The following is a 19,872-nucleotide window of genomic DNA, read 5'->3' as shown; positions in this document are numbered from 1 at the left end:
GATACATTCATGGCTCGTTATATTGGTCCAAAATGCAAACTCTCTCGTCGCGAAGGGACTGACCTGCAACTTAAATCTGGCGTTAAACCATTTGACGTCAAAACTAAAAAACACGCGAAAGCACCAGGCCAACATGGTCAATCACGTGCTAAGCAATCAGAGTATTCACTACAATTACGTGAAAAACAAAAAGTACGTCGTATGTACGGTGTTTTAGAACGTCAGTTTAGTAATTACTATAAAGAAGCTGCTCGTGTTAAAGGCGCAACAGGTGAAAACTTGTTGAAACTGCTTGAAAGCCGTCTAGATAACGTTGTTTATCGCATGGGCTTTGGTTCTACACGTGCAGAAGCTCGTCAGCTAGTAAGTCACCGCTCTATCACTTTGAATGGTCGTCGCGTAAACATTGCGTCTATTCAAGTAAAAGCGGGCGATGTAGTTGCTGTACATCAAGGTGCTAAAGAACAATTGCGTATTAAAAATGCAGTTGAGCTAGCAAGCCAACGTGGCATTCCTGCTTGGGTTGAAGTTGATCACTCTAAGTTTGAAGGTACGTTCAAAGCTGCACCTGATCGTTCTGATCTACCTGCTGAAATCAATGAAAGCTTGATTGTAGAATTGTATTCTAAATAATCCTTGAGGTAGCAATAAATGACGCGTACTGCAAACGAGTTTCTAACTCCGCAAGCGATCAAGGTCGAAGCGGCAAGCGGGACCTCGGCAAAAGTGATTCTTGAACCTTTAGAGCGTGGTTTTGGCCATACTCTTGGTAATGCTTTACGTCGCATCCTACTTTCTTCTTTACCTGGCGCAGCTGTGGTTGAAGTGGAAATAGAAGGCGTCGAGCACGAGTACAGTACTTTAGAAGGCTTGCAGCAGGACATCGTCGAGCTCTTGCTGAACCTTAAAGGATTGTCGATTAAGCTGTTCGATCAAAATGAAGCATATTTAACATTAGAAAAACAAGGGCCAGGAGATGTAACAGCTGCTGACCTTCGTTTGCCACATAATGTTGAGTTGGTTAACCCTGAGCATTTGATCGGGACTTTAAGCGCTACAGGTTCATTAAAAATGCGCCTGAAAGTCGCACAAGGTCGTGGTTATGAAACATCTGACTCACGTTTCCCGGAAGGTGAAACACGTCCTGTTGGTCGTTTACAGTTAGATGCAAGTTATAGCCCAATCAATCGTGTTTCATACACTGTAGAAAATGCACGTGTGGAACAACGTACTGACCTTGATAAGTTGGTCATCGATCTTGAAACAAATGGTACTGTTGATCCTGAAGAAGCTATCCGCAAAGCGGCAACAATCTTGCAACAACAAATTGCAATTTTTGTTGACCTTCAGAAAGATCAAGCACCAGTTGCTCAAGAACCTCGCGAAGAAGTTGATCCAATATTGCTTCGTCCAGTAGATGATCTAGAGCTTACTGTTCGTTCTGCGAATTGTTTAAAAGCAGAAAATATTTACTACATTGGTGATCTCGTTCAACGTACTGAAGTTGAGTTGTTAAAAACTCCAAACTTAGGTAAAAAATCGTTAACTGAGATTAAAGATGTTTTGGCATCGAAAGGTTTACAACTCGGTATGCGTCTAGAAAACTGGCCACCTGCTAGTCTTCGTATGGACGACCGTTTTGCCTATCGTAGCCGTTAATTAAGTAGGACTATCACCATGCGTCATCGTAATAGTGGTGTGAAATTAGGCCGTACAAGCAGCCATCGTAAGGCGTTGTTCCAAAATTTAGCAAATGCTTTAGTTGAGCATGAGCTAATTAAAACAACTTTGCCTAAAGCGAAAGAGCTTCGTCGTGTTGCTGAGCCTTTAATCACTTTAGCTAAAAACGATACAGTAGCAAACCGCAGAATAGCGTTTGCTCGTACTCGTAATGCAGCAACTGTTGGTAAATTATTTACCGTTCTAGGCCCTCGTTACAAAGAACGTAACGGCGGTTATCTACGTGTACTTAAAGCAGGTCACCGTGCTGGAGATGCAGCACCAATGGCTTACGTTGAGTTAGTAGACCGTGAAGTTAATACTTCAGCAGAATAATTTTTTATTCTGACAAAAGGCCGGATTTTCCGGCCTTTTTTATTGCTCTAGAGAAAATTTTAGACTAGTTATGTGAAATAATAATATGAGCTTATTGCTATAAGGATGTAACAGTGACGGAAAATATGACATTAATACAGAGAAAAACAATTTATAGAGCAAGAAGGGGCTTAAAAGAAATAGATGTATATTTTGATCTGTATGTTAAAAACTACTATTTGAAAGCACCTTTGGATGAACAAGTATTATTTGAAACACTCATTACGTATGAAGACCCTGATATCTTAGATTGGCTAATGGAAACTTCAGAAGCTCCTACACAAGAGATGCAGAATTTAATTATAAAGCTCAAAAATTATGTACATGGCTAGCTTATATTGTTCTATTAAGCCTAGAAGTAAACTTGCCATTTCTATTCAAGTTTGTTGTATGGTCGGGATAAGCTATATGTTGTATCAAGTACTTCTTATAGAGTACTGGGTTGCTTGTATTTTTTTATTGTGTCTTAGCTATAGTATTTTTATGAGAACATTGCCAAGATTGTCGTCCATAGCAATGTTGGATGAAAGTATTTGGACTTTTGAGTTCGATAATAGGTCAGTTTCACATCTAGAGAATATTTATGTTTTAGATCACTACTTATATTTTGTGATCTATAGTAATGCTTCGAAAGCAACATATATTATTTGGAGAGATCAGCTCTCTTATGAGAATTTTAAAAAATTAAAAATTGTTTCTAAATTATATCAAGGTTCTAATTCATATGACTTAAATGACATGAAATAGTAACAAGTAGGCAAATGATTTTATCTAGGTTGTTTATTATTCTTATAAGTATGGGTTAAGCGATATATTTTGAATACTCAGTTTACAGTAGCATGGACAAAACCGTCGTTCATGCTACTTTTTTTATGTTTAACTCTTTTTCTAACTGTTTTAGCTGAATTTCTTTAAGGTGTATCATCTTATCGACTGTTTTTTGTTGTTTAAATAACTCTTTTTTCCTTTCTTTGAGTCTTTGAATCTCATCATTAAATTTATCATGTTGTTCTTTGTGTAAAGAAGATTCAGTATTTGAAAGTGGATGAGCATAAGAAATATGCATAGGTACATTTATAGACAAACTTATAAAAATAAAAGAAAGTATTTTTTTATACTTCATGATGGTTTTCCAATAGTTTAATGATTTCTCGGTTTAAATTGTATGACACCAATATCATCTTTAGGATGTTGTTGTATTTCTTCTGGTGTAGGGCGGTTATCAGAGTAATCGCATTCAATACATTCAATCCATTCACGCTGTTCATGAGTCAGCATAATAATTCGATCGAGACTATTACATTTTGGGCATCTAACCCCTGCAATAAATCGTTTTTTTATCTTCATATTAAGCATGACTCATTAACCAGTGTGTGCTGTCAGTTTAAGCGCTTTGTATTGTTGGTGTCCAACCTTGATGACGAAGTAATGCATCAATTTTTGGTGCTCTACCACGGAAATTGCTAAAAGCAGTTAATGCATCATGTTTACCACCAACAGCAAGAATGGATGATCTAAAGTCTTGTCCTGTTTTTGTATTGAATACACCTTCTTGTTCAAAGCGATCAAAGGCATCACTTGCTAAAACTTCAGCCCATTTATATGAGTAATAGCCAGCAGCGTAACCGCCTGCAAAAATATGGCTAAACCCATGCTGGAAACGATTTTCTACTGTTGTTGGCAAAACAGCAATTTGCTTACGAATATCATCAAGTGTTTTTTGAATAGATTCTGCATTTAATGCAGGAGACTTTTGATGAATTGTGAAGTCAAAAAGCGCAAATTCAAGCTGACGTAAGGTTTGCATACCTGATTGGAAAAAGCGTGCGTTAAGTAGAGCATCTAATAGCTCTTGTGGGAGTGTTTCTTTGCTCTCTACATGCTCGGTCAGTTGGTCTAACGATTCTTTATCCCAAGCCCAAAACTCCATAAATTGGCTTGGTAGTTCAACAGCATCCCAAGCAACACCATTTACACCTGAAACAGCAATATTATCTACTTCTGTGAGCATGTGATGTAAGCCATGTCCAAATTCATGGAATAGGGTAATAACTTCATCATGTGTAAGTAGCGCAGGTTGGCTGCCAACTGGTGGAGTGAAATTACATACCATATAGCAAATAGGTTTTTGTAAGCTTTCCTTAGTTTGCATACGTGCTCTGAAGCCATTCATCCATGCGCCACCACGTTTACCGCTACGTGCATATAAGTCTAAATAAAAGCCCGCAATAACTTGACCATGGTCTTCTATTTCATAGTATTTCACATCGGATTGCCATACAGGAGCAATTCTTTCCATAATGTCTAGGTTGTAAAGCTTTTTAACAATACTAAAGAGTCCATTGACCACTTTCGGTGCAGGGAAGTAAGGCTTGAGTTCTTCTTGAGAAAGATTGAACTGTTGTTGCTTTAATTTTTCAGAGTAATACGTTGCATCCCACGGTTGTAAGTCTTCAATACCATCTTGTAAGGCAATCGCTTTAAGCTCACTGACTTCCTGTTGAGCAGGTTGTTTGGCATGTTCAGCAAGATCGAATAAGAATTTTTCTACAGTATTTGCATCAGGTGCCATTTTACTTGCTAAAGAAAGGTCTGCGTAATGTTCAAAACCGAGTAGTTTTGCTTTTTCTTGACGCAATTTTAAAATTTCTTCCATGACTTGCGTATTGTCTAACTCAGGTTGCTCTGCTTGGTCAGAGGCTCTTGTGGTATAAGCATGGTAAAGCGTTTCGCGCAGTTTACGATCTTTTGCGTAGGTCATAATTGCAAGATAAGAAGGAAAGTCGAGTGTAGCAACAGGTTGTTCTAATTCTCGCTGTGCTCCATATTGCTTAAGCAGTTCAACACTACTTTCAGGTAATCCTGCTAATTCATCATGATTAAGGGGCTTAAAGTAGGCTTGTGTTGCATCAAGTACATGGTTTAAAAAGTCAGACGAAAGTTGTGAGAGTCGTGCTGAAATTTCTGCATAACGTTTTTTCTGTTCGCCTTCTAATGCAACACCTGAAAGTTTGAAATCACGTAATGCAAGACGAATTGCACTTTGCTGTGCTTCAGAACATGTTGAGAAAAGTTGACTGTCATGGAATTGTTGATAGGTTTGATATAGAACGGTATGTTGTCCCATATTTGTATAGTATTGACTGAGTTGTGGTAAAACTGCCTGATATATTTCACGAGTCTCAGCATTGTTCATCACAGCATTAAGGTGAGACAGTAATCCAAATACTTCATCTAACCCATTACTGAGTTCATCTAGTTCATTAATGACATCTCGTTGAGCCAAATTGGTCTCAGGGACAGCTTGTAATTGATCTAAAAAAGTTTGTCCTTGATGAATCGCATTTTCAATCTGAGTTTTTAATACTGGCAATTCAATATTAGAAAAGTCAGGGGTAGGAAGTATTGCTTGTTGTAATGTCATTGAATTCACCAAAAATGATCTCTATTTATTAGATGTATGTCTGATCGCTTGAAAAATCAAGGTTAAGTATTGGATTATTTTAGAAAAGCCAAGTTTATTATTTTTTCGGTGGTGTTTTAAGCAACCCTAGTTGATATATAGGCCATTTAGTTTGACTTATTTGATGTACAGCATAGGCAATAGCAACTAATGTAACTGAGCCGAGTAATACAGGAAAAAATAAAAAACTCCAATGATATGTGACTTCATGTGCTGTAAGTAAAATAACCAATGGATTTGCACCTGCGGGAGGATGTACACATTGAAAGAATTGCATGCACGCAATAGCTAGACCAACAGCGCAGGCAATGCTAAAGGCTAAAGTCCCTAAAATATTTAGAAAAATTAGACCAATTGCTGCTGAAATAAAGTGTCCAAATATAATATTACGTGGTTGAGCCAAAGGCGATTGCGGCGCAGCGTAAAGTAAAACACAGCTTGCACCAAATGGTGCCATAATGAGTAAATGACCTGAAAGTTGAGTAATAAATAAAAGGCTGAAAATACTGATCATGCCACCCATAAATCCATAAAAAATCTCTTTATTTGATGCTCTTGCAGGAACTTTCTCTTTACCATGAAAAATAGACTTCATATGGAATATCTCTATGTTGGAGTACAGATTTGTACTATTATGTGCAGTATAGCAGTGGTTTTTTGATAAGTACAGATCTGTACTATTGGAGAGGGTATGTCTAAGTCAGCTTTAAAAATACTAGATACAGCAGAAAAACTTTTTAATGAACAAAGTTTTACAGGTGTTGGGGTCGACTTAATACGTGATATCTCGGGCTGTTCAAAAACAACACTTTATACGCATTTTAAAAATAAAAATGAACTAATAAAACAGGTGCTTAGTGTAAGAGATACACAGTATCGTCATAGCTTAATGACGTATGTTGAAAGTCATACAAGTGAAGAAAAAGTAAATAGTATTTTAAAGTGGCATTTTGAATGGTTTCAGTCTGAATCTTTTAAAGGCTGTATGTTTGTGCGTGTTGTGGGTGAATCGGGTAAAACACAGGATGACTTAATTGAATATGCAAGAATACATAAAATATGGTTAAGGGATTATGTCTATCAAGCATGTGAGTCATTGAAAAACTATATTGTGATTGCAGACTTGGTTTATCACATTTTAGAAGGACTCATAAGTCGATTTTTAGTAGAAGGATACGATGATACTGTTGCACAGCAAGCATATAGAAATATAAATACAATGATTGCATCATTAGAGTCATAAAAATTCCGAGTACGAAATATCTTTCATACTCGGAATACACTAATTATTCAGCTATTTTAGGCTTCGCATTAGATTTCTTTTTTTTCTTTTTCACCTTTTCTTTTTTCTCAGCTTTGACATCTTGTTTAGCAGATGGTTTGGCTTTTTTACTGTAAGAGCTCGGTTTATTCGATTTTTTCTTTTTCTTCGGCTTATGCTCTTTTACAGGTGTTTGTTGTGGTTCATCTTCTGTTTTGGCCTTTGTTGTTGGTATGAAAACTTCTTCTTTAACAGCAGCAACAGTCGATCTTGCAGCACGTGGTGCACGCTCACGTACGGTACGTCCTGCATGTGTCACTTGTTTCAATAACTCAAAATCAATTTTACGTTCGTCTAAGTTTACGCCCGCAACTTTAATTTTAACTTCATCACCTAGTCCAAATATTTGACCTCTGTTTTGACCGATCAGTGTTTGGCTCGCGATGTCATAAACAAAGAAGTCATCACCGAGTTGGCTAATATGAATCATGCCATCAACATATAAGTCTTTCAGTGTAATAAATAAACCAAACTCAGTGACTGCACTGACATGACCAATGAACTCATCACCAAGGTGCTGTTTCATGTAGTGGCACTTTAACCACGAAGTTACACTGCGTGATGCTTCATCTGCACGGCGTTCAGTTTGAGAGAAGTGCTCTCCTGCATCATCTAATTCTGCACCTGAAATAGGGTATGGTTTCTTTTGTAGATTTGCTTTGATCGCACGGTGTAATAACAAGTCAGGATAGCGACGAATTGGTGAAGTAAAGTGTGTATAAGCATCGTAAGCAAGACCAAAGTGCCCTGCATTTTTTGCGCCATAGTAGGCTTGCATCATAGAGCGAAGGAGTACGGCATGGATGCTTTGAGCATCTATACGGTCTTTGGTCGCCTCAATAACGCGTTGATAGTCTTCTTGAGTTGGTTGTTCTGGGAAATGCAGACCAAGCATTTTCACAAAATCGCGTACTTTTTGGATCTTTGTATGTTCAGGTGCTTCATGTACACGATAAAGCATTGGAATATCATTTTTCAGTGAGAAATCAGCTGCAGCGACATTGGCTAGCAACATACATTCTTCAATGAGCTTGTGTGCATCATTTCTATGGCGAGGTAATATTTCTTTAATACCCCCAAGTTCATCAAACGTCATGTAAGTTTCAGTCGTTTCAAACTCCATTGCATGACGTTTTTCACGTAGAGATTTCAGTACCGAATACATTTGGAACAATGTATTGAGTGACTTTTGAATTGTACGATCTTGCGGTACAGCATTAGAATCGCCGTTAAAGTATGAACCAACCTGAGTATATGTAAGACGTGCTTTTGAGTGCATCACAGCAGGGTAGAATTCATATCCTGTCACACGACCTAAGCGTGAAAGAGTCAGGTCACACACCATGCATAGTCGATCTACATGAGGGTTTAACGAACACAATCCATTCGAAAGTGCTTCAGGCAACATAGGTAGAACAAAATGTGGGAAGTAAACTGAAGTACCACGGTCTTGTGCTTCATCATCTAAGGGCTTGTCTGTGCGAACATAGTGACTCACGTCAGCAATTGCGACAACAACACGGTAACCACCGCCCGGACGTTTTTCTGCATAGACTGCATCATCGAAGTCTCTAGCATCTTCACCATCAATAGTGACTAGTGGTAAATCACGGAGGTCTACACGCCCTTTGCGATCAGTTGCTGTTGGTTCTTTAAAGCTTTCTGCATCTTCAACAACTTCTTGAGGGAACTCGTAAGGTAATCCGAATTCTAAAATAGTCTGAGGAATGATGATTTCAGTATCGGCTTTATCTGCCATAGATTGAACGATATGTCCTGTTGCAAAAGTATCTCTTGTTGGATAGTCATCGATGGCAACACGCAGTGCGTCACCGATATTTGCTTTGGCATGTTCAATCAGTTCTTTTTCTAAAGTAATAGGTTGATGCTGATTGGGTGTAGCAGGTTGAATAAAATATTCATTGTCATGAACTGACAGTTTACCAATGACTTGTTTAACACGATGCTGAGTAACTTCTTCGATATAACCCCAAGCTTTACCTTTACGGTCAACTGAAGTTTGACGAACTTTGATGCGATCGCCGTTAAAGACCAGTCGTAACTCTCTTTCAGGGAGTAGTAGGTCATTTTTGCCATCAATATTGGCAGAGCCTAAACCCTTATTGTTAATATAAATTGTGGCATCGTGTGCAGGTTGTTCAGGTAATATAAAGTATTTCATACCTTCTTTACCTAATTGACCATCACGAATCATTGCACTGAGTCGGTGGCTGAGTGCTTCTATACTTTTTTCATCTTTAATGTCGAAATGATCTACAAGTTCGGCATGTGACAGCTGTTTGTCTAAGGTTGTAAGTGTTTTTAAAATGAGAATACGGCTTGGAATTGGATTATCGTAGCGTTCAGCTTCAGCTTTTGCTTCAGGATCGACCCAGTTTTTCATATATATTTAGCTTCTTATCACAGTTAGGTTTAGCATAAGTCATACAGGGAAAGACTGCACGTGATAGATTGCAAATTTGTATGATATCTTTGCTATTGTTTAGTTATCTTTTTAAAAAGACAAGAACTTGTTTATAAATGCAACAAAAAAGGTAAAATTGTTTAAAAAGTAATTAACCGGTCATTATTTTTATAAAAAAATGAAGACTTCGCTTGCGTATCTAGCATTTCCTTTGTATTATTCGTGTCGTTCCGGTGAGATGGGTGAGTGGCTGAAACCACGTCCCTGCTAAGGACGCATACGGGTAACTGTATCGAGGGTTCGAATCCCTCTCTCACCGCCAACTTTACTTAACGCGCTCATAGCTCAGCTGGATAGAGCACTTGGCTACGAACTAAGGGGTCGGGAGTTCGAATCTCTCTGAGCGCACCAAGTAAAGAAATGAACAAGCCTTAAGGCAAACAAATTAATGCGCTCATAGCTCAGCTGGATAGAGCACTTGGCTACGAACTAAGGGGTCGGGAGTTCGAATCTCTCTGAGCGCACCAATTTGAAAAATACCGCTTAATTGCGGTTTTTTTGTGCCTGCACTTTGGGTATTTTAACTAAATACATGACTTTTGTTTAATAAAAGTACATACAGTTGAAAAATTTAAAAAATTACTTACGCATCTTGAAAAAGTGCGTATAATGCGACTCCATTAAGACGATGCGCTCATAGCTCAGCTGGATAGAGCACTTGGCTACGAACTAAGGGGTCGGGAGTTCGAATCTCTCTGAGCGCACCAACTTAAAGAAGAAACCGCTAAATAAAGAGCGGTTTTTTTGTGCCTATAAAAACTATCTAGATTCTAAAATACTCACCTTTGTGGTCTAATAAAACAGTTGTATTTAAATGAAATGACTTTGTTATGACCACGCAAAAACCTGCTTTATCTTTGCAATATGTATTAAATTTAGAGGAGTCACAAGATGGCTTCAAACTAATTACACTTGGCAAGAAACAGTTTACCCAATTTATTACACCATTAATTAGTATAGGTCTTATTGTTTTTGGATTCTATGTTGGCTTTAATGGAGCAGGTCGCTACTACGTAGGCTTGGGTGCACTCTTTCTATTTATTCAACTGGCTGTACGTTATTGGTTGTTACCAATGATTTTTAAACGCCAGTTTGTACGTTATCAACTCGGAAAGAATGAACAAAAGCTTGCACTTTATCAGGACTATGCGGTCATGAGCTCAAATGGTCGAGATAGAGAGTTTAGCTACAAAGAAGTAAAGCATTTTGCTCAGGGTAAATTAACATATGTTATTGAACTGAAGACGCGTGCTGTACTTATTATTCCAAAGCGTGCATTAGATATAAATGACCAAGCATTGTTTGAGAATACATTTAATAAACTACGTGGGTAATAGGTCGCTTGTGTCTTTAGTGATAGCAGAATAATAAATAGGGAAAGAATATGCAAAGACCATCAAAAATTGTGTGTGTAGGGCGAAGCTATGCGGCACATGCAAAAGAATTGGGTAATGCTGTACCTACGGTACCTGTGCTCTTTATTAAGCCACCAAGCAGTTTGGTCACTTTGAAAGATGGTATTCAATGGAATACGAATCTAGGAAGTTGTCATCATGAGTGTGAGCTGACACTGCGTATAGATAAAAAGCTTTCTAAAGAAACCGATCCTACAGTGGCTCTACAAGCAATTGGTGCAGTGACATTGGGTCTAGATCTAACTTTGAGAGACTTGCAAGCAGAGCTTAAAGGAAAAGGGCAACCTTGGGAGAGAGCTAAAGCTTTTGATGGCTCTTGTGTTCTTGGTGAATGGATAAATATCAGTGAAGTCAATGAGTGGGATAATATTTCTTATGAGTTGCTTATAAATGATGAAGTACGTCAGCAAGGGAATACCAGTTTATTACTTTTCCCAATAGCAGAAATGTTATGTGATATGAGTCAGGCATTTACTCTTGAAGAAGGGGATGTAGTTATGACAGGTACACCTGAAGGTGTTGCAGCATTAAAATCTGGTGATCAAATAAAAATGGTACTTCAAGGTAAACAGCAAGCATTTACATGGAATACCTTCGTAAAATAAGTTTTCAATAAATAAAAAGACCGCATAAAGCGGTCTTTTTATTTTTATCTTTCGTCAAAGAGTGATGAAAGTGGAATAGAAAGTTTTGCAGATAGGTACTCATCTGTATCGATGAGTATTGGACTTAATCGATTCATCCATTCATCGTCAGGGTGAACATTCCCAATATCTTTTTTTAATGGGAGGTTAAATGGTAACTCTGTATAGAACTCCCAAAAATCGATATGTGCTAGATTTCTAGCTAATACATATTCATCTGTATCGGTTCTACGAATAATTTGCTGTGTTTCTAAAATTTCAATATAAGTTGGCCAACGACCAACCTCACCACGACCAAGAACTTTTAGACCTTCTTTTTCGGTTACTGCATCACCTGTAAGTTGCTTTTTATAAAAGAGCTCTAGGATATCAAGCATCATAACCATTGGGTGGCGTTTTTGCGTTTTACCTGTACTAAAAGAAGTCAGTGCAAAGCTAACTTCAACGCCAAGTAAAACGATATTCCAAGAAAGGAAAATCCATAGTAGAAAGATAGGAACAGCAGCAAAAGCACCATATACAAGCTCGTAACTTGTAAAGTTTGACATGATGTAGCCAAAAAAGGTTTTAAGTAGCTGAAAGATTGTTCCACTGAAAATAGCCGCAACAATTGCTGAACGTAAAGGAACTTCTCTATTTGGAATAGTCCAGTAAATAAAGAAAAAGCCTAAAACTGTGAGTGCGTAGGAAAGAAGTCCAAGAAAATACGTACTGTCGAGCTCATACCCTGTAAAATTGTTATGCAATACATTTAAAGATGCAACAGCAGATGAAAGTGCAAATGCACTTCCTAGAAGAATTGGGCCTAATGAAATAATGGTCCAATAGCGCATAAAGCCAATAATACCGCTACGTTTGTCTTTAATGCGCCAAATACGATTAAATACATCTTCAATACTATTTAACATCATCACTGATGTAATAAATAAGAAAAGAATACCAATCGCTGTTAAGTTACTCGACTTTTCTGTAAATGAATTGAGTGTCTGGTCAAAGGCGATTGAACTCTTTGGAAGGAAGTTACTGTAAATAAGTTCTTGTAACTGTTGGCGTGCTGGCTCTAGTGCTTTAATAGATGAAATGATCACTAAGAATACTGTCAGCATAGGAACGACAGCAAATAGTGTTGTATATGTCAGTGAGGCAGCTTTGTCGCGGCAACGGTCTGACTCGAAGCGAAATATGACAAATAGAAGAAATTGAAACCATGTCTTTTCGTAAAAGGGCAGTTTCTTTAAATATTGCAGTAGCATATATCTTTGCCTAGATTTTTTTAATACGAATTTCTAAATAGTGTATAGCCTTTAACAAAAATAGTAAAAAATACCGTATAGTTTATTTTTATAAAAATGAATCTGAATATGATGCAACCCTATATTTTAGTACTTTATTACAGTAAATATGGCACAACAAAAGAAATGGCTCATCTTATTGCAGATGGTATTGAACGAACAGGTATGGCTACTAAAATTCGTACAGTGCCACAAATATCTACTGTTGTGAAAGTTGCTGAAGCCAGTGTACCTGATGATGGTGATATTTATTGTACGTTGGAAGAATTAGAACATTGTTCAGGCTTGGCACTTGGCTCTCCAACACGGTTTGGAAATATGGCAAGTGAAATGAAGTACTTTTGGGATCAGAGTACCAGCTTATGGTTAAGTGGTGCATTACATGACAAACCTGCATGTGTATTTACGGCTTCAGGCGCTATGCATGGTGGGCAGGAAAGCACTTTATTGAGTATGTATATTCCACTTTTACATCATGGCATGATGATGTTAGGGCTAACCAATGCAACGCCTGCTTTATCAAGTACTAAAACAGGTGGTACGCCGTATGGTGCAACGCATGTAAGTGGATCACGTCATGATCAATCTATTTCGGAAGATGAAAAAGTCTTGTGTATTGCTCAAGGTGAGCGACTTGCAAAGGTTGCATTAAAACTACAGTAGTACCCATAAAAAAGACCGCTTTAAAAGCGGTCTCTTAAGAAGCTAGAATTACTCTTGTACGAAAGTAACTTTACCATCGTTTAGAGATTGGATACGTGCAAGCGATTCGACACGGTATCCTTTTTCAATAAGAAATTCTCTTCCAGTTTGGAATGATTTTTCAATTACAATGCCAATACCTACGATATTTGCATTTGCTTGGTGAATAAGATCTGCCAAGCCTAAAGCCGCCTGACCATTTGCAAGAAAGTCATCAATAATAAGCACATTGTCAGTGCTATGAATATGCTTATTTGAAATGGCAATAGTGCTTTCTGTCTGTTTTGTAAAAGAGTAAACCTTCGCGCGATATAAATCATCTTTCAATGTTAAAGATTGGTATTTACGTGCAAAAATGACAGGTACACCAAGTTCTAAACCTGCCATAACAGCAGGAGCAATTCCTGATGCTTCAATGGTAATGATTTTAGTAATACCTTGATCTTTAAATCGTGCTGCAAACTCTTTACCAATTTTCTGCATGAGAACAGGGTCAATTTGGTGATTTAAGAAAGCGTCGACTTTGAGAACGTTATCAGATAGAACGATACCTTCAGTTAAGATTTTCTGTTCTAGTGCTTGCACTGGCGGAACCTCTACAAATTGGATGCTTTTTAAGCAAAAGCGTATTTTAAAAAGCATCCTAGAAATTGCAAGCCAAAAGTTTAAAAATTGATTATTTTATTGCCATTTATAGTTAATTAGTGAAATAGAGTATGAATTAGCGCCGTCATTATGTGCAACTTTGACAGGTAAGTAGTCAAGTTGAGGTGCAAGCCAAAAGAGAGTATTACGCTCTGGTTTGTTGTGCTCAAGCTTAAACTTCATCGTTTTAAAGTCACCATATTGAGTTTTTACCGTTTCCTCTCCAAGGTTCACAAATTTTCTAGCATCTATTCCTTTAGCATCAGTAATGTAATAGACAGGTTTAAGGCGATTGTTTTTTAGATCTTCTCTAATTTGTATTTCTGCATTTAGTTCATCTAATGGATTATTCTCGAGAGGGAAACTACGTACAGTACCATCTTTGTTTGTCGTAACTTTTTTATCTGCATGGTTAAAATTAATATTTAAGGCATCTGAAATACCAATATATTTCGTAGCGCGAGAAAATTTATCTGAAATGACTTTATCATTGTTAAATGTAAATTGGCTCGTTTCTGTTGCAGAGGCAAGGACGCCTGCTTTTGCAGCAAATTTATATGTCCAGTGATTGTTTTCAGTTGCTTGTAGTGTGCGCGTTGCAGTACTGATATTATGTCCATTGTAAGCAAACTGATAAGTGGCTTGAAATGGTGTAAGCGCGAAGCTATGTACAGAAAACATAACTGCGCTTGTCAGTAGAGCACCTTGTAAAAATTTTTTTATTTGCATGCTTATCTTGTTCCTATAGAGAAGACTTCAACAAATGATGCTCTATATTTTAGTGAATCAAGATATTGCGTCTGTGCAAGATATGTATTTAGTTTTTAGGAAGTTGGTGTTTCTTTTGCCATATGCTTAATTCGCATAAGTGCTTCTAAATTAACTCTTCCCATAATAACTAGTTCTGTTTCTTGCAAGCGTGCATGGTTCACATTTACTTTGCCAAGCGTATCAATGACAGAGCGGTTTTTTCCTAACCACTTATTTAAATCTAAGTGAAGTAGTCCATCTTTCACTTCAAGTACATTAAAGTGTTGCAGAATTTTGCCTAAAGGGTCTTTTTTGAGGACTTTTTGATAAAAGAAAAGTGCTGAGTGAATTGCCCACTTTTGAAATTTATTCTTAAACTTTGCACTAACAATTTGAGTGTTACTAATTTGTTCAAACACAATGAGCTGAATATTATTGTTTAATTCCATTTTTAGAAGTTTTAAGTCGACTGAGAGCGTTGTATGCAACCCTTGTACATTAATCGTTGCATATAAGCGTAACCAATCGTCATGAACATCTGCATGCAAATCTTTAAGTAACCCTACATTGTCTGTGACAAAACGTTTTAATGTAGCATTTAAAAATACTTGAGATAGCGCAAATTCTCGCTCTTCCTCAATGAATCCTCCAGCCTTCTGATATACGTTTTGTATATAGTTGGAAATGTTGGTAATGAGCGTCTGCATAAGATGTTCCAAAGTCATATGATGTGATAAGCAACAATATGGATCAGTTCGATCAAAAATCGTATTTTGCTAGCGTTAAGGCGCTGAAATTATCATTCGATAGCGAGTAAGGTAGCATAAATAAACATTTTTATCGCATTCTGTAAAGATTTTGTTGTAGTCTATGTTTTTCTCTTTTAGTTTTAAATGGATATAGAAAAACGGAATATGGGACACCTTCGATACTTTTTTATATGGAAAGATAAAGTTCTCAGTTTTTCTATCTTAGTTGCCATAGTATTGCATATAGGGCTACTACTTATTTCATTTAAAATGCCTGAATATCATAATAATATTTCACAAGATATTACGGTAGTACTTACACCTAGCCATGAATCATTGAATAATGCTGATTTTTTAGCAGAGCAAGATCAGAGAGGTGGTGGTCAACTCAAAGATAAGAAAAAGATTTCGACAATTTTACTTCCTATTGAGCGTACGGAGAGTCAAGGTGCACACGCTCAAACAAAAAAAGATCGCTTTTTACAGCAGACTGCTGTTGAGCAAACTCAAGAGCATATGCTAGTTACTACGCTAAGTTGGAAAAAAGAAGTTGAAAACCATGAGCAGATGAATGCTAGGGATGCCTTTGAAAGCAGCTATTCTGAAAAAGAAATGATGATAAAGAGTTTAGAGGCACAGTATTTAAAGCAACAGCAAATTTATGCAAAGTTAAAAAATACAGAAACGATTGACTCGGTAGAAGCAAAAAAAGACAGTACAGCAAAGTATTTAGAGCAGTTTAGAGAAAAAGTCGAGTTATTTGGAAATAGAGATTATCCTTTGGCTGCAAAGCAACAAGGTTTATCTGGTGATGTGCGATTGATGGTTGTCTTAGAGCCTGATGGCAGTGTGAAAGCAATTCATTTATTGGAAAGTTCAGGACATAGTATACTTGATGAGGCTGCGAAACGTTCTGTACGTCGTGGCGCACCGTTTGGCAAGTTTTCACAAAGTATGAACTTACTGTCTGAGTTAAGAGTTATAAGAACATGGCGTTTCCATACAGGAGAAACTCAAGTGAAAACGCCATAACACAGTAAATTAATGATCGATTGAAAGATAAGGATTATCTAAACCAAGCTTTGCTAAAATCTCAATTTCAATAGCTTCCATTTCCTCAGCATCTTCTGTACTTGTTTCATGGTCATACCCAATAAGATGGAGTGTGCCATGCACAAGCATATGTGTGAAATGCTCAAGAGGAGCTTTATTTTGTTCTTTTGCCTCTTGTAATACTACAGGAATGCAAATGACAAGATCACCTAGTGGAAGTATATCAATGACTTTGAGTACATCTTCAGGTAAGTCGCTTGGAAAAGAAAGAACATTGGTTGGTTTGTCTTTATGACGATACTCCGCGTTAAGTGTTTGGCTTGCATCTGAGTCGACACAGGCAATACCTATTTCAGAGTCTTGCGCAAGTTGAATGTAACGCAGTGTTGTTTCAATAACTTTTTTGATATAAGCACGTTTTAACACCAATTCAGGTGTTAAAACGTCTTGTTGTAGTGAAAGGCTAATTTTCAAAACAAATCCTTAGGCATGTTGGTGCTGCTGGTCGGCAGCAGAATCATTTTCAGCAATGAGGGCTTCTTGGAGTGCTTTGCGCTCGGCACGTGCTTTTGCACCGATACGTTGTTGTTCGCTGTCCCAGCCATCATAAGCTTCAACAATTTTCTGTACAAGTTGATGGCGCACTACATCACGAGAGTGAAAGTGGGTAATGTGTATTTCTTTCACAGGCTCAAGTACACGCAGTGCATGTGCAAGCCCTGATTGTTGCCCTCGTGGTAAGTCAACTTGGGTAATATCACCTGTGATGACTGCGCGAGAACCAAAACCAAGGCGTGTAAGGAACATCTTCATTTGTTCTGGCGTTGTATTTTGTGCTTCATCCAAAATAACAAATGAATGGTTGAGTGTACGACCTCGCATATAAGCAAGAGGTGCAACTTCAATGACTTGACGTTCAATGAGTTTAGCAACTTTCTCAAAACCTAGCATTTCATACAATGCGTCGTATAGCGGACGAAGGTATGGATCAATTTTTTGAGTTAAGTCACCAGGTAAGAAACCTAATTTTTCTCCTGCTTCTACCGCAGGGCGGACTAATAAGATTCTTTGAATTTCATTACGTTCAAGCATATCTACCGCAGCAGCAACTGCAAGATATGTTTTTCCTGTACCTGCAGGGCCAACACCAAAAGAAATATCGCTTTGCAAAATACGCTGTACATAACGTTTTTGGTTGGCGCCTCTTGGGTTAATACGACCTTTTCGGGTTTGTAACCAAACATCATCAAGACCTGTATGTTCTTGTGTAGATTGGTCTACGATTTCACGGTCAGTTTGACTGCCTTGAATAATTAAGTGAAGAGCATCTGCACTTACTTGTGCAGATGCTGCTTCTTCATATAGTTTTTGTAAGAGTGACTCAGTCCTCTCGACTGCATCAAGTTCACCATCAATATAAAAAACATCGCCACGATGATTAATGTTTACATCTAGGCGCTGTTCTATTTGTTTTAAGTGTCCGTTATAAGCGCCGAGCATATTTTTTGTATGCTCCATTGAAATACCAGGAAAAGCTACTGTACGTCGAATAGATGCGGTCAAGAGAGTTCCTCTTTTTTGGTTTTGGTTGTCCCCTTACATTACGCTACGTCAGGTTCAAGATTCAAGAGCTCGCCGTAAACTAAATTCAATGTTTTAATTTCAGTAATTTCGATCTCTGCAAATCGACCAACCCATGAAGCATCCCCAACAAAAGTGACATAACGAGTATTGTCTGCTGTTCCAACCAAAAGATGAGGGTCTCTATCCGAAACTTTTTCAATAAGAACACGTTGAATGGTATTTTTCATTGCATCTGTTTTATCAATACTTGAACGTTTGATAATTTTTTGTACTTGAGCAAGGCGTTCTTTTTTCACTGTTTCAGGAATGGTATCTTCAAGCTCGGATGCAGGTGTGCCCGGACGTTTTGAATAGATAAAACTATAAGAGTGATCGAAATCTAAATCTTTAATGAATTGTAATGTCTCGGCAAAATTTTCATCAGTTTCACCCGGGAACCCGATGATAAAGTCACTTGATAAATGCATATCTGGACGAATTTTACGAAGTTTTTCCATTTTATTAATATAAACATCAATAGTATGGTTACGCTTCATGGCTTGTAATACATCATTTGAGCCGCTTTGTACGGGTAAATGTAGGTGTGAAACCATTTGTGGTAAGTCGCGATAACATTCAATGAGAGCTTCAGAGAACTCTAATGGGTGTGATGTCGTGTAACGAATACGACCAATTCCCGGAATTTCAGCAACTAAGCGAAGTAACTCTGCAAAAGTACAAACATCACCTTCAAAAGTTTCACCACGATAGCCATTTACATTTTGACCAAGTAAAGAGACTTCACGTACCCCACGTTCTGCAAGGCTAGCAATTTCAGCCAATACGTCATCAAGTGGACGAGATACTTCTTCACCACGTGTATAGGGTACAACACAGAAAGAGCAGTATTTCGAGCAGCCTTCCATAATTGAAACAAATGCTTTGTGTCCTTCTACACGCGGTTCAGGTAAGAAGTCAAACTTTTCAATGTCTGGAAACGAAATATCAACCAGCTTAATTTTCTCTTTTTTAGGCTTTTTATGTTGATCTTCGTGTTGGTCAAGCAGTTGAGGTAAACGGTGTAGTGTTTGAGGGCCAAAGACCATATCTACATACGGTGCTCTTTTTTGAATATTGTCGCCTTCTTGCGAAGCAACACAACCACCTACACCAATCACTAAATCTGGGTTTTGTTGTTTTAGCTTTCTCCATCTACCGAGTTCGCTAAATACTTTTTCTTGAGCTTTTTCACGGATTGAGCAGGTATTCATCAACAGAATATCGGCTTCTTTTGGGTCTTGTGTAAGAATATACCCGTGAGAGTCACCTAAAAGGTCTGCCATACGATGACTGTCATACTCATTCATTTGACACCCTTGTGTTTCAATGTATAGTTTTTTCACTGAAGACAGGTCTGAGGTGTTTAAAGGCTGGTGAACAGTATTTTCTGAGGCAGCTTCGTCACGCGAAGGAATGAAAGTTTGGACCGTCATGTAGGCTCCTGATACAAAGGTTAAGCATGAAAGCTAAATTTGGCTTCACACAACAGTAAAAAGTGGAGCGATATTTTAGCATTTTTCTACATAAACGAGTAGTAAATGACTTCTACAATTAAATCACATGAAAAATCGCCAATAATTACACAACATAACAAGAATAAGAGAGGTGTTCACATTAAAATAAGATTAAAAAGTTT

At 37.7% G+C, this 19,872-nt stretch carries 21 protein-coding genes and 4 tRNA genes; 13 read left to right on the top strand and 12 right to left on the bottom strand.

Annotated features, from left to right (window positions below):
* Window positions 1-9: 9 nt before the first annotated feature.
* The 4 genes from rpsD (at window position 10) to P256_RS09020 (ending at window position 2,426) form a co-directional block, all read left to right on the top strand.
* Window positions 10-633 carry a 30S ribosomal protein S4 gene (gene rpsD, locus P256_RS09035; protein WP_023273381.1) on the top strand — a complete coding sequence of 208 codons (624 nt, stop codon included), beginning with the start codon at window positions 10-12 and terminating at the stop codon, window positions 631-633.
* Between the two features lie 18 nt (window positions 634-651).
* Window positions 652-1,659, top strand: coding sequence for a DNA-directed RNA polymerase subunit alpha (locus P256_RS09030; RefSeq protein ID WP_023273380.1), 1,008 nt, complete (start codon window positions 652-654; stop codon window positions 1,657-1,659).
* An 18-nt stretch (window positions 1,660-1,677) separates the two neighbouring features.
* A complete protein-coding gene (gene rplQ / locus P256_RS09025) occupies window positions 1,678-2,055 on the top strand; it encodes a 50S ribosomal protein L17 (RefSeq protein WP_023273379.1) in 378 nt (125 codons plus the stop codon).
* A gap of 113 nt (window positions 2,056-2,168) precedes the next feature.
* A complete protein-coding gene (locus P256_RS09020) occupies window positions 2,169-2,426 on the top strand; it encodes an FAD assembly factor SdhE (protein ID WP_023273378.1) in 258 nt (85 codons plus the stop codon).
* 524 nt (window positions 2,427-2,950) lie between these two features.
* Here the strand turns inward: P256_RS09020 and P256_RS09010 are convergent.
* From P256_RS09010 to P256_RS08995, 4 genes are all read right to left on the bottom strand, one after another.
* Complete coding sequence (locus P256_RS09010) at window positions 2,951-3,217, bottom strand: hypothetical protein (RefSeq protein WP_023273376.1); 267 nt, start codon at window positions 3,215-3,217, stop codon at window positions 2,951-2,953.
* A gap of 17 nt (window positions 3,218-3,234) precedes the next feature.
* Window positions 3,235-3,441 carry a YheV family putative zinc ribbon protein gene (locus tag P256_RS09005; RefSeq protein ID WP_023273375.1) on the bottom strand — a complete coding sequence of 69 codons (207 nt, stop codon included), beginning with the start codon at window positions 3,439-3,441 and terminating at the stop codon, window positions 3,235-3,237.
* Between the two features lie 37 nt (window positions 3,442-3,478).
* On the bottom strand, window positions 3,479-5,518 hold the full coding sequence (locus P256_RS09000) for a M3 family metallopeptidase (RefSeq protein ID WP_040332081.1): 2,040 nt from the start codon (window positions 5,516-5,518) through the stop codon (window positions 3,479-3,481).
* Between the two features lie 97 nt (window positions 5,519-5,615).
* Window positions 5,616-6,152 carry an HPP family protein gene (locus P256_RS08995; protein WP_023273373.1) on the bottom strand — a complete coding sequence of 179 codons (537 nt, stop codon included), beginning with the start codon at window positions 6,150-6,152 and terminating at the stop codon, window positions 5,616-5,618.
* A 96-nt stretch (window positions 6,153-6,248) separates the two neighbouring features.
* On the opposite strand from P256_RS08995, the gene P256_RS08990 reads away from it, so the two are divergent.
* Window positions 6,249-6,800 carry a TetR/AcrR family transcriptional regulator gene (locus P256_RS08990; RefSeq protein WP_023273372.1) on the top strand — a complete coding sequence of 184 codons (552 nt, stop codon included), beginning with the start codon at window positions 6,249-6,251 and terminating at the stop codon, window positions 6,798-6,800.
* Between the two features lie 43 nt (window positions 6,801-6,843).
* Here P256_RS08990 and rnr read toward each other — a convergent pair whose 3' ends face one another.
* Window positions 6,844-9,282 carry a ribonuclease R gene (gene rnr, locus P256_RS08985; protein WP_023273371.1) on the bottom strand — a complete coding sequence of 813 codons (2,439 nt, stop codon included), beginning with the start codon at window positions 9,280-9,282 and terminating at the stop codon, window positions 6,844-6,846.
* Between the two features lie 253 nt (window positions 9,283-9,535).
* Here rnr and P256_RS08980 point away from each other — a divergent pair.
* The 6 genes from P256_RS08980 (at window position 9,536) to P256_RS08955 (ending at window position 11,383) form a co-directional block, all read left to right on the top strand.
* Window positions 9,536-9,625: transfer RNA gene (locus P256_RS08980), tRNA-Ser, on the top strand.
* A gap of 12 nt (window positions 9,626-9,637) precedes the next feature.
* A tRNA-Arg gene (locus tag P256_RS08975) sits at window positions 9,638-9,714 on the top strand.
* 39 nt (window positions 9,715-9,753) lie between these two features.
* Window positions 9,754-9,830, top strand: a tRNA-Arg gene (locus P256_RS08970).
* Between the two features lie 163 nt (window positions 9,831-9,993).
* Window positions 9,994-10,070 (top strand) — tRNA-Arg (locus P256_RS08965).
* Window positions 10,071-10,193: 123 nt separating this feature from the next.
* On the top strand, window positions 10,194-10,697 hold the full coding sequence (locus tag P256_RS08960) for a YcxB family protein (protein ID WP_023273370.1): 504 nt from the start codon (window positions 10,194-10,196) through the stop codon (window positions 10,695-10,697).
* 50 nt (window positions 10,698-10,747) lie between these two features.
* On the top strand, window positions 10,748-11,383 hold the full coding sequence (locus P256_RS08955; RefSeq protein WP_023273369.1) for a fumarylacetoacetate hydrolase family protein: 636 nt from the start codon (window positions 10,748-10,750) through the stop codon (window positions 11,381-11,383).
* Between the two features lie 44 nt (window positions 11,384-11,427).
* On the opposite strand, the gene P256_RS08950 is transcribed toward P256_RS08955, so the two are convergent.
* Window positions 11,428-12,675, bottom strand: a complete 1,248-nt coding sequence (locus tag P256_RS08950; protein ID WP_023273368.1) for a YihY family inner membrane protein — start codon at window positions 12,673-12,675, stop codon at window positions 11,428-11,430.
* 111 nt (window positions 12,676-12,786) lie between these two features.
* Between P256_RS08950 and wrbA the strand changes: the two genes are divergently transcribed.
* A complete protein-coding gene (gene wrbA, locus P256_RS08945; protein WP_040332128.1) occupies window positions 12,787-13,377 on the top strand; it encodes an NAD(P)H:quinone oxidoreductase in 591 nt (196 codons plus the stop codon).
* A 48-nt stretch (window positions 13,378-13,425) separates the two neighbouring features.
* Here wrbA and P256_RS08940 read toward each other — a convergent pair whose 3' ends face one another.
* The 3 genes from P256_RS08940 to P256_RS08930 form a co-directional block, all read right to left on the bottom strand.
* Window positions 13,426-14,001 (bottom strand): xanthine phosphoribosyltransferase, encoded by a 576-nt coding sequence (locus P256_RS08940; protein WP_023273366.1) that lies wholly within the window; start codon window positions 13,999-14,001, stop codon window positions 13,426-13,428.
* A 96-nt stretch (window positions 14,002-14,097) separates the two neighbouring features.
* Window positions 14,098-14,790 (bottom strand): DUF3108 domain-containing protein, encoded by a 693-nt coding sequence (locus P256_RS08935; RefSeq protein WP_023273365.1) that lies wholly within the window; start codon window positions 14,788-14,790, stop codon window positions 14,098-14,100.
* A 95-nt stretch (window positions 14,791-14,885) separates the two neighbouring features.
* Window positions 14,886-15,518 (bottom strand): hypothetical protein, encoded by a 633-nt coding sequence (locus P256_RS08930; RefSeq protein WP_023273364.1) that lies wholly within the window; start codon window positions 15,516-15,518, stop codon window positions 14,886-14,888.
* A gap of 207 nt (window positions 15,519-15,725) precedes the next feature.
* Between P256_RS08930 and P256_RS08925 the strand changes: the two genes are divergently transcribed.
* The gene (locus tag P256_RS08925) at window positions 15,726-16,592 is read left to right on the top strand and encodes an energy transducer TonB (RefSeq protein ID WP_040332078.1); all 867 of its coding nucleotides are present in this window, start codon (window positions 15,726-15,728) and stop codon (window positions 16,590-16,592) included.
* Window positions 16,593-16,601: 9 nt separating this feature from the next.
* On the opposite strand, the gene ybeY is transcribed toward P256_RS08925, so the two are convergent.
* From ybeY to miaB, 3 genes are read right to left on the bottom strand one after another with little or no spacing between them, the layout of a single operon-like run.
* A complete protein-coding gene (gene ybeY / locus P256_RS08920) occupies window positions 16,602-17,087 on the bottom strand; it encodes an rRNA maturation RNase YbeY (RefSeq protein WP_023273362.1) in 486 nt (161 codons plus the stop codon).
* Window positions 17,088-17,096: 9 nt separating this feature from the next.
* Window positions 17,097-18,176, bottom strand: coding sequence for a PhoH family protein (locus P256_RS08915; RefSeq protein WP_023273361.1), 1,080 nt, complete (start codon window positions 18,174-18,176; stop codon window positions 17,097-17,099).
* 38 nt (window positions 18,177-18,214) lie between these two features.
* Entirely contained in the window at window positions 18,215-19,669 is a 1,455-nt protein-coding gene (gene miaB, locus P256_RS08910) for a tRNA (N6-isopentenyl adenosine(37)-C2)-methylthiotransferase MiaB (RefSeq protein WP_023273360.1), read from the bottom strand.
* Window positions 19,670-19,872 lie beyond the last annotated feature (203 nt).

Source organism: Acinetobacter nectaris CIP 110549, assembly GCF_000488215.1.
In the GTDB taxonomy this organism is placed as follows: Bacteria; Pseudomonadota; Gammaproteobacteria; order Pseudomonadales; family Moraxellaceae; genus Acinetobacter; species Acinetobacter nectaris.
The sequence above is the reverse complement of the archived record's forward strand: the minus strand, read 5'-3'. Positions and strand labels throughout refer to the sequence as shown.

What these genes read in the sequence shown, in the direction of transcription:
- P256_RS09010 (WP_023273376.1), bottom strand. Translation starts at nt 3,217, where the DNA reads ATGAAGTATAAAAAAATACTTTCTTTTATTTTTATAAGTTTGTCTATA.
- P256_RS08930 (WP_023273364.1), bottom strand. Translation starts at nt 15,518, where the DNA reads ATGCAGACGCTCATTACCAACATTTCCAACTATATACAAAACGTATAT.
- miaB (WP_023273360.1), bottom strand. Translation starts at nt 19,669, where the DNA reads ATGACGGTCCAAACTTTCATTCCTTCGCGTGACGAAGCTGCCTCAGAA.
- rnr (WP_023273371.1), bottom strand. Translation starts at nt 9,282, where the DNA reads ATGAAAAACTGGGTCGATCCTGAAGCAAAAGCTGAAGCTGAACGCTAC.
- P256_RS08925 (WP_040332078.1), top strand. Translation starts at nt 15,726, where the DNA reads ATGGGACACCTTCGATACTTTTTTATATGGAAAGATAAAGTTCTCAGT.
- P256_RS09005 (WP_023273375.1), bottom strand. Translation starts at nt 3,441, where the DNA reads ATGAAGATAAAAAAACGATTTATTGCAGGGGTTAGATGCCCAAAATGT.
- P256_RS09030 (WP_023273380.1), top strand. Translation starts at nt 652, where the DNA reads ATGACGCGTACTGCAAACGAGTTTCTAACTCCGCAAGCGATCAAGGTC.
- P256_RS09000 (WP_040332081.1), bottom strand. Translation starts at nt 5,518, where the DNA reads ATGACATTACAACAAGCAATACTTCCTACCCCTGACTTTTCTAATATT.
- P256_RS08955 (WP_023273369.1), top strand. Translation starts at nt 10,748, where the DNA reads ATGCAAAGACCATCAAAAATTGTGTGTGTAGGGCGAAGCTATGCGGCA.
- P256_RS08935 (WP_023273365.1), bottom strand. Translation starts at nt 14,790, where the DNA reads ATGCAAATAAAAAAATTTTTACAAGGTGCTCTACTGACAAGCGCAGTT.
- P256_RS08990 (WP_023273372.1), top strand. Translation starts at nt 6,249, where the DNA reads ATGTCTAAGTCAGCTTTAAAAATACTAGATACAGCAGAAAAACTTTTT.
- rpsD (WP_023273381.1), top strand. Translation starts at nt 10, where the DNA reads ATGGCTCGTTATATTGGTCCAAAATGCAAACTCTCTCGTCGCGAAGGG.
- P256_RS08950 (WP_023273368.1), bottom strand. Translation starts at nt 12,675, where the DNA reads ATGCTACTGCAATATTTAAAGAAACTGCCCTTTTACGAAAAGACATGG.
- wrbA (WP_040332128.1), top strand. Translation starts at nt 12,787, where the DNA reads ATGCAACCCTATATTTTAGTACTTTATTACAGTAAATATGGCACAACA.
- P256_RS08960 (WP_023273370.1), top strand. Translation starts at nt 10,194, where the DNA reads ATGACCACGCAAAAACCTGCTTTATCTTTGCAATATGTATTAAATTTA.
- P256_RS08995 (WP_023273373.1), bottom strand. Translation starts at nt 6,152, where the DNA reads ATGAAGTCTATTTTTCATGGTAAAGAGAAAGTTCCTGCAAGAGCATCA.
- rplQ (WP_023273379.1), top strand. Translation starts at nt 1,678, where the DNA reads ATGCGTCATCGTAATAGTGGTGTGAAATTAGGCCGTACAAGCAGCCAT.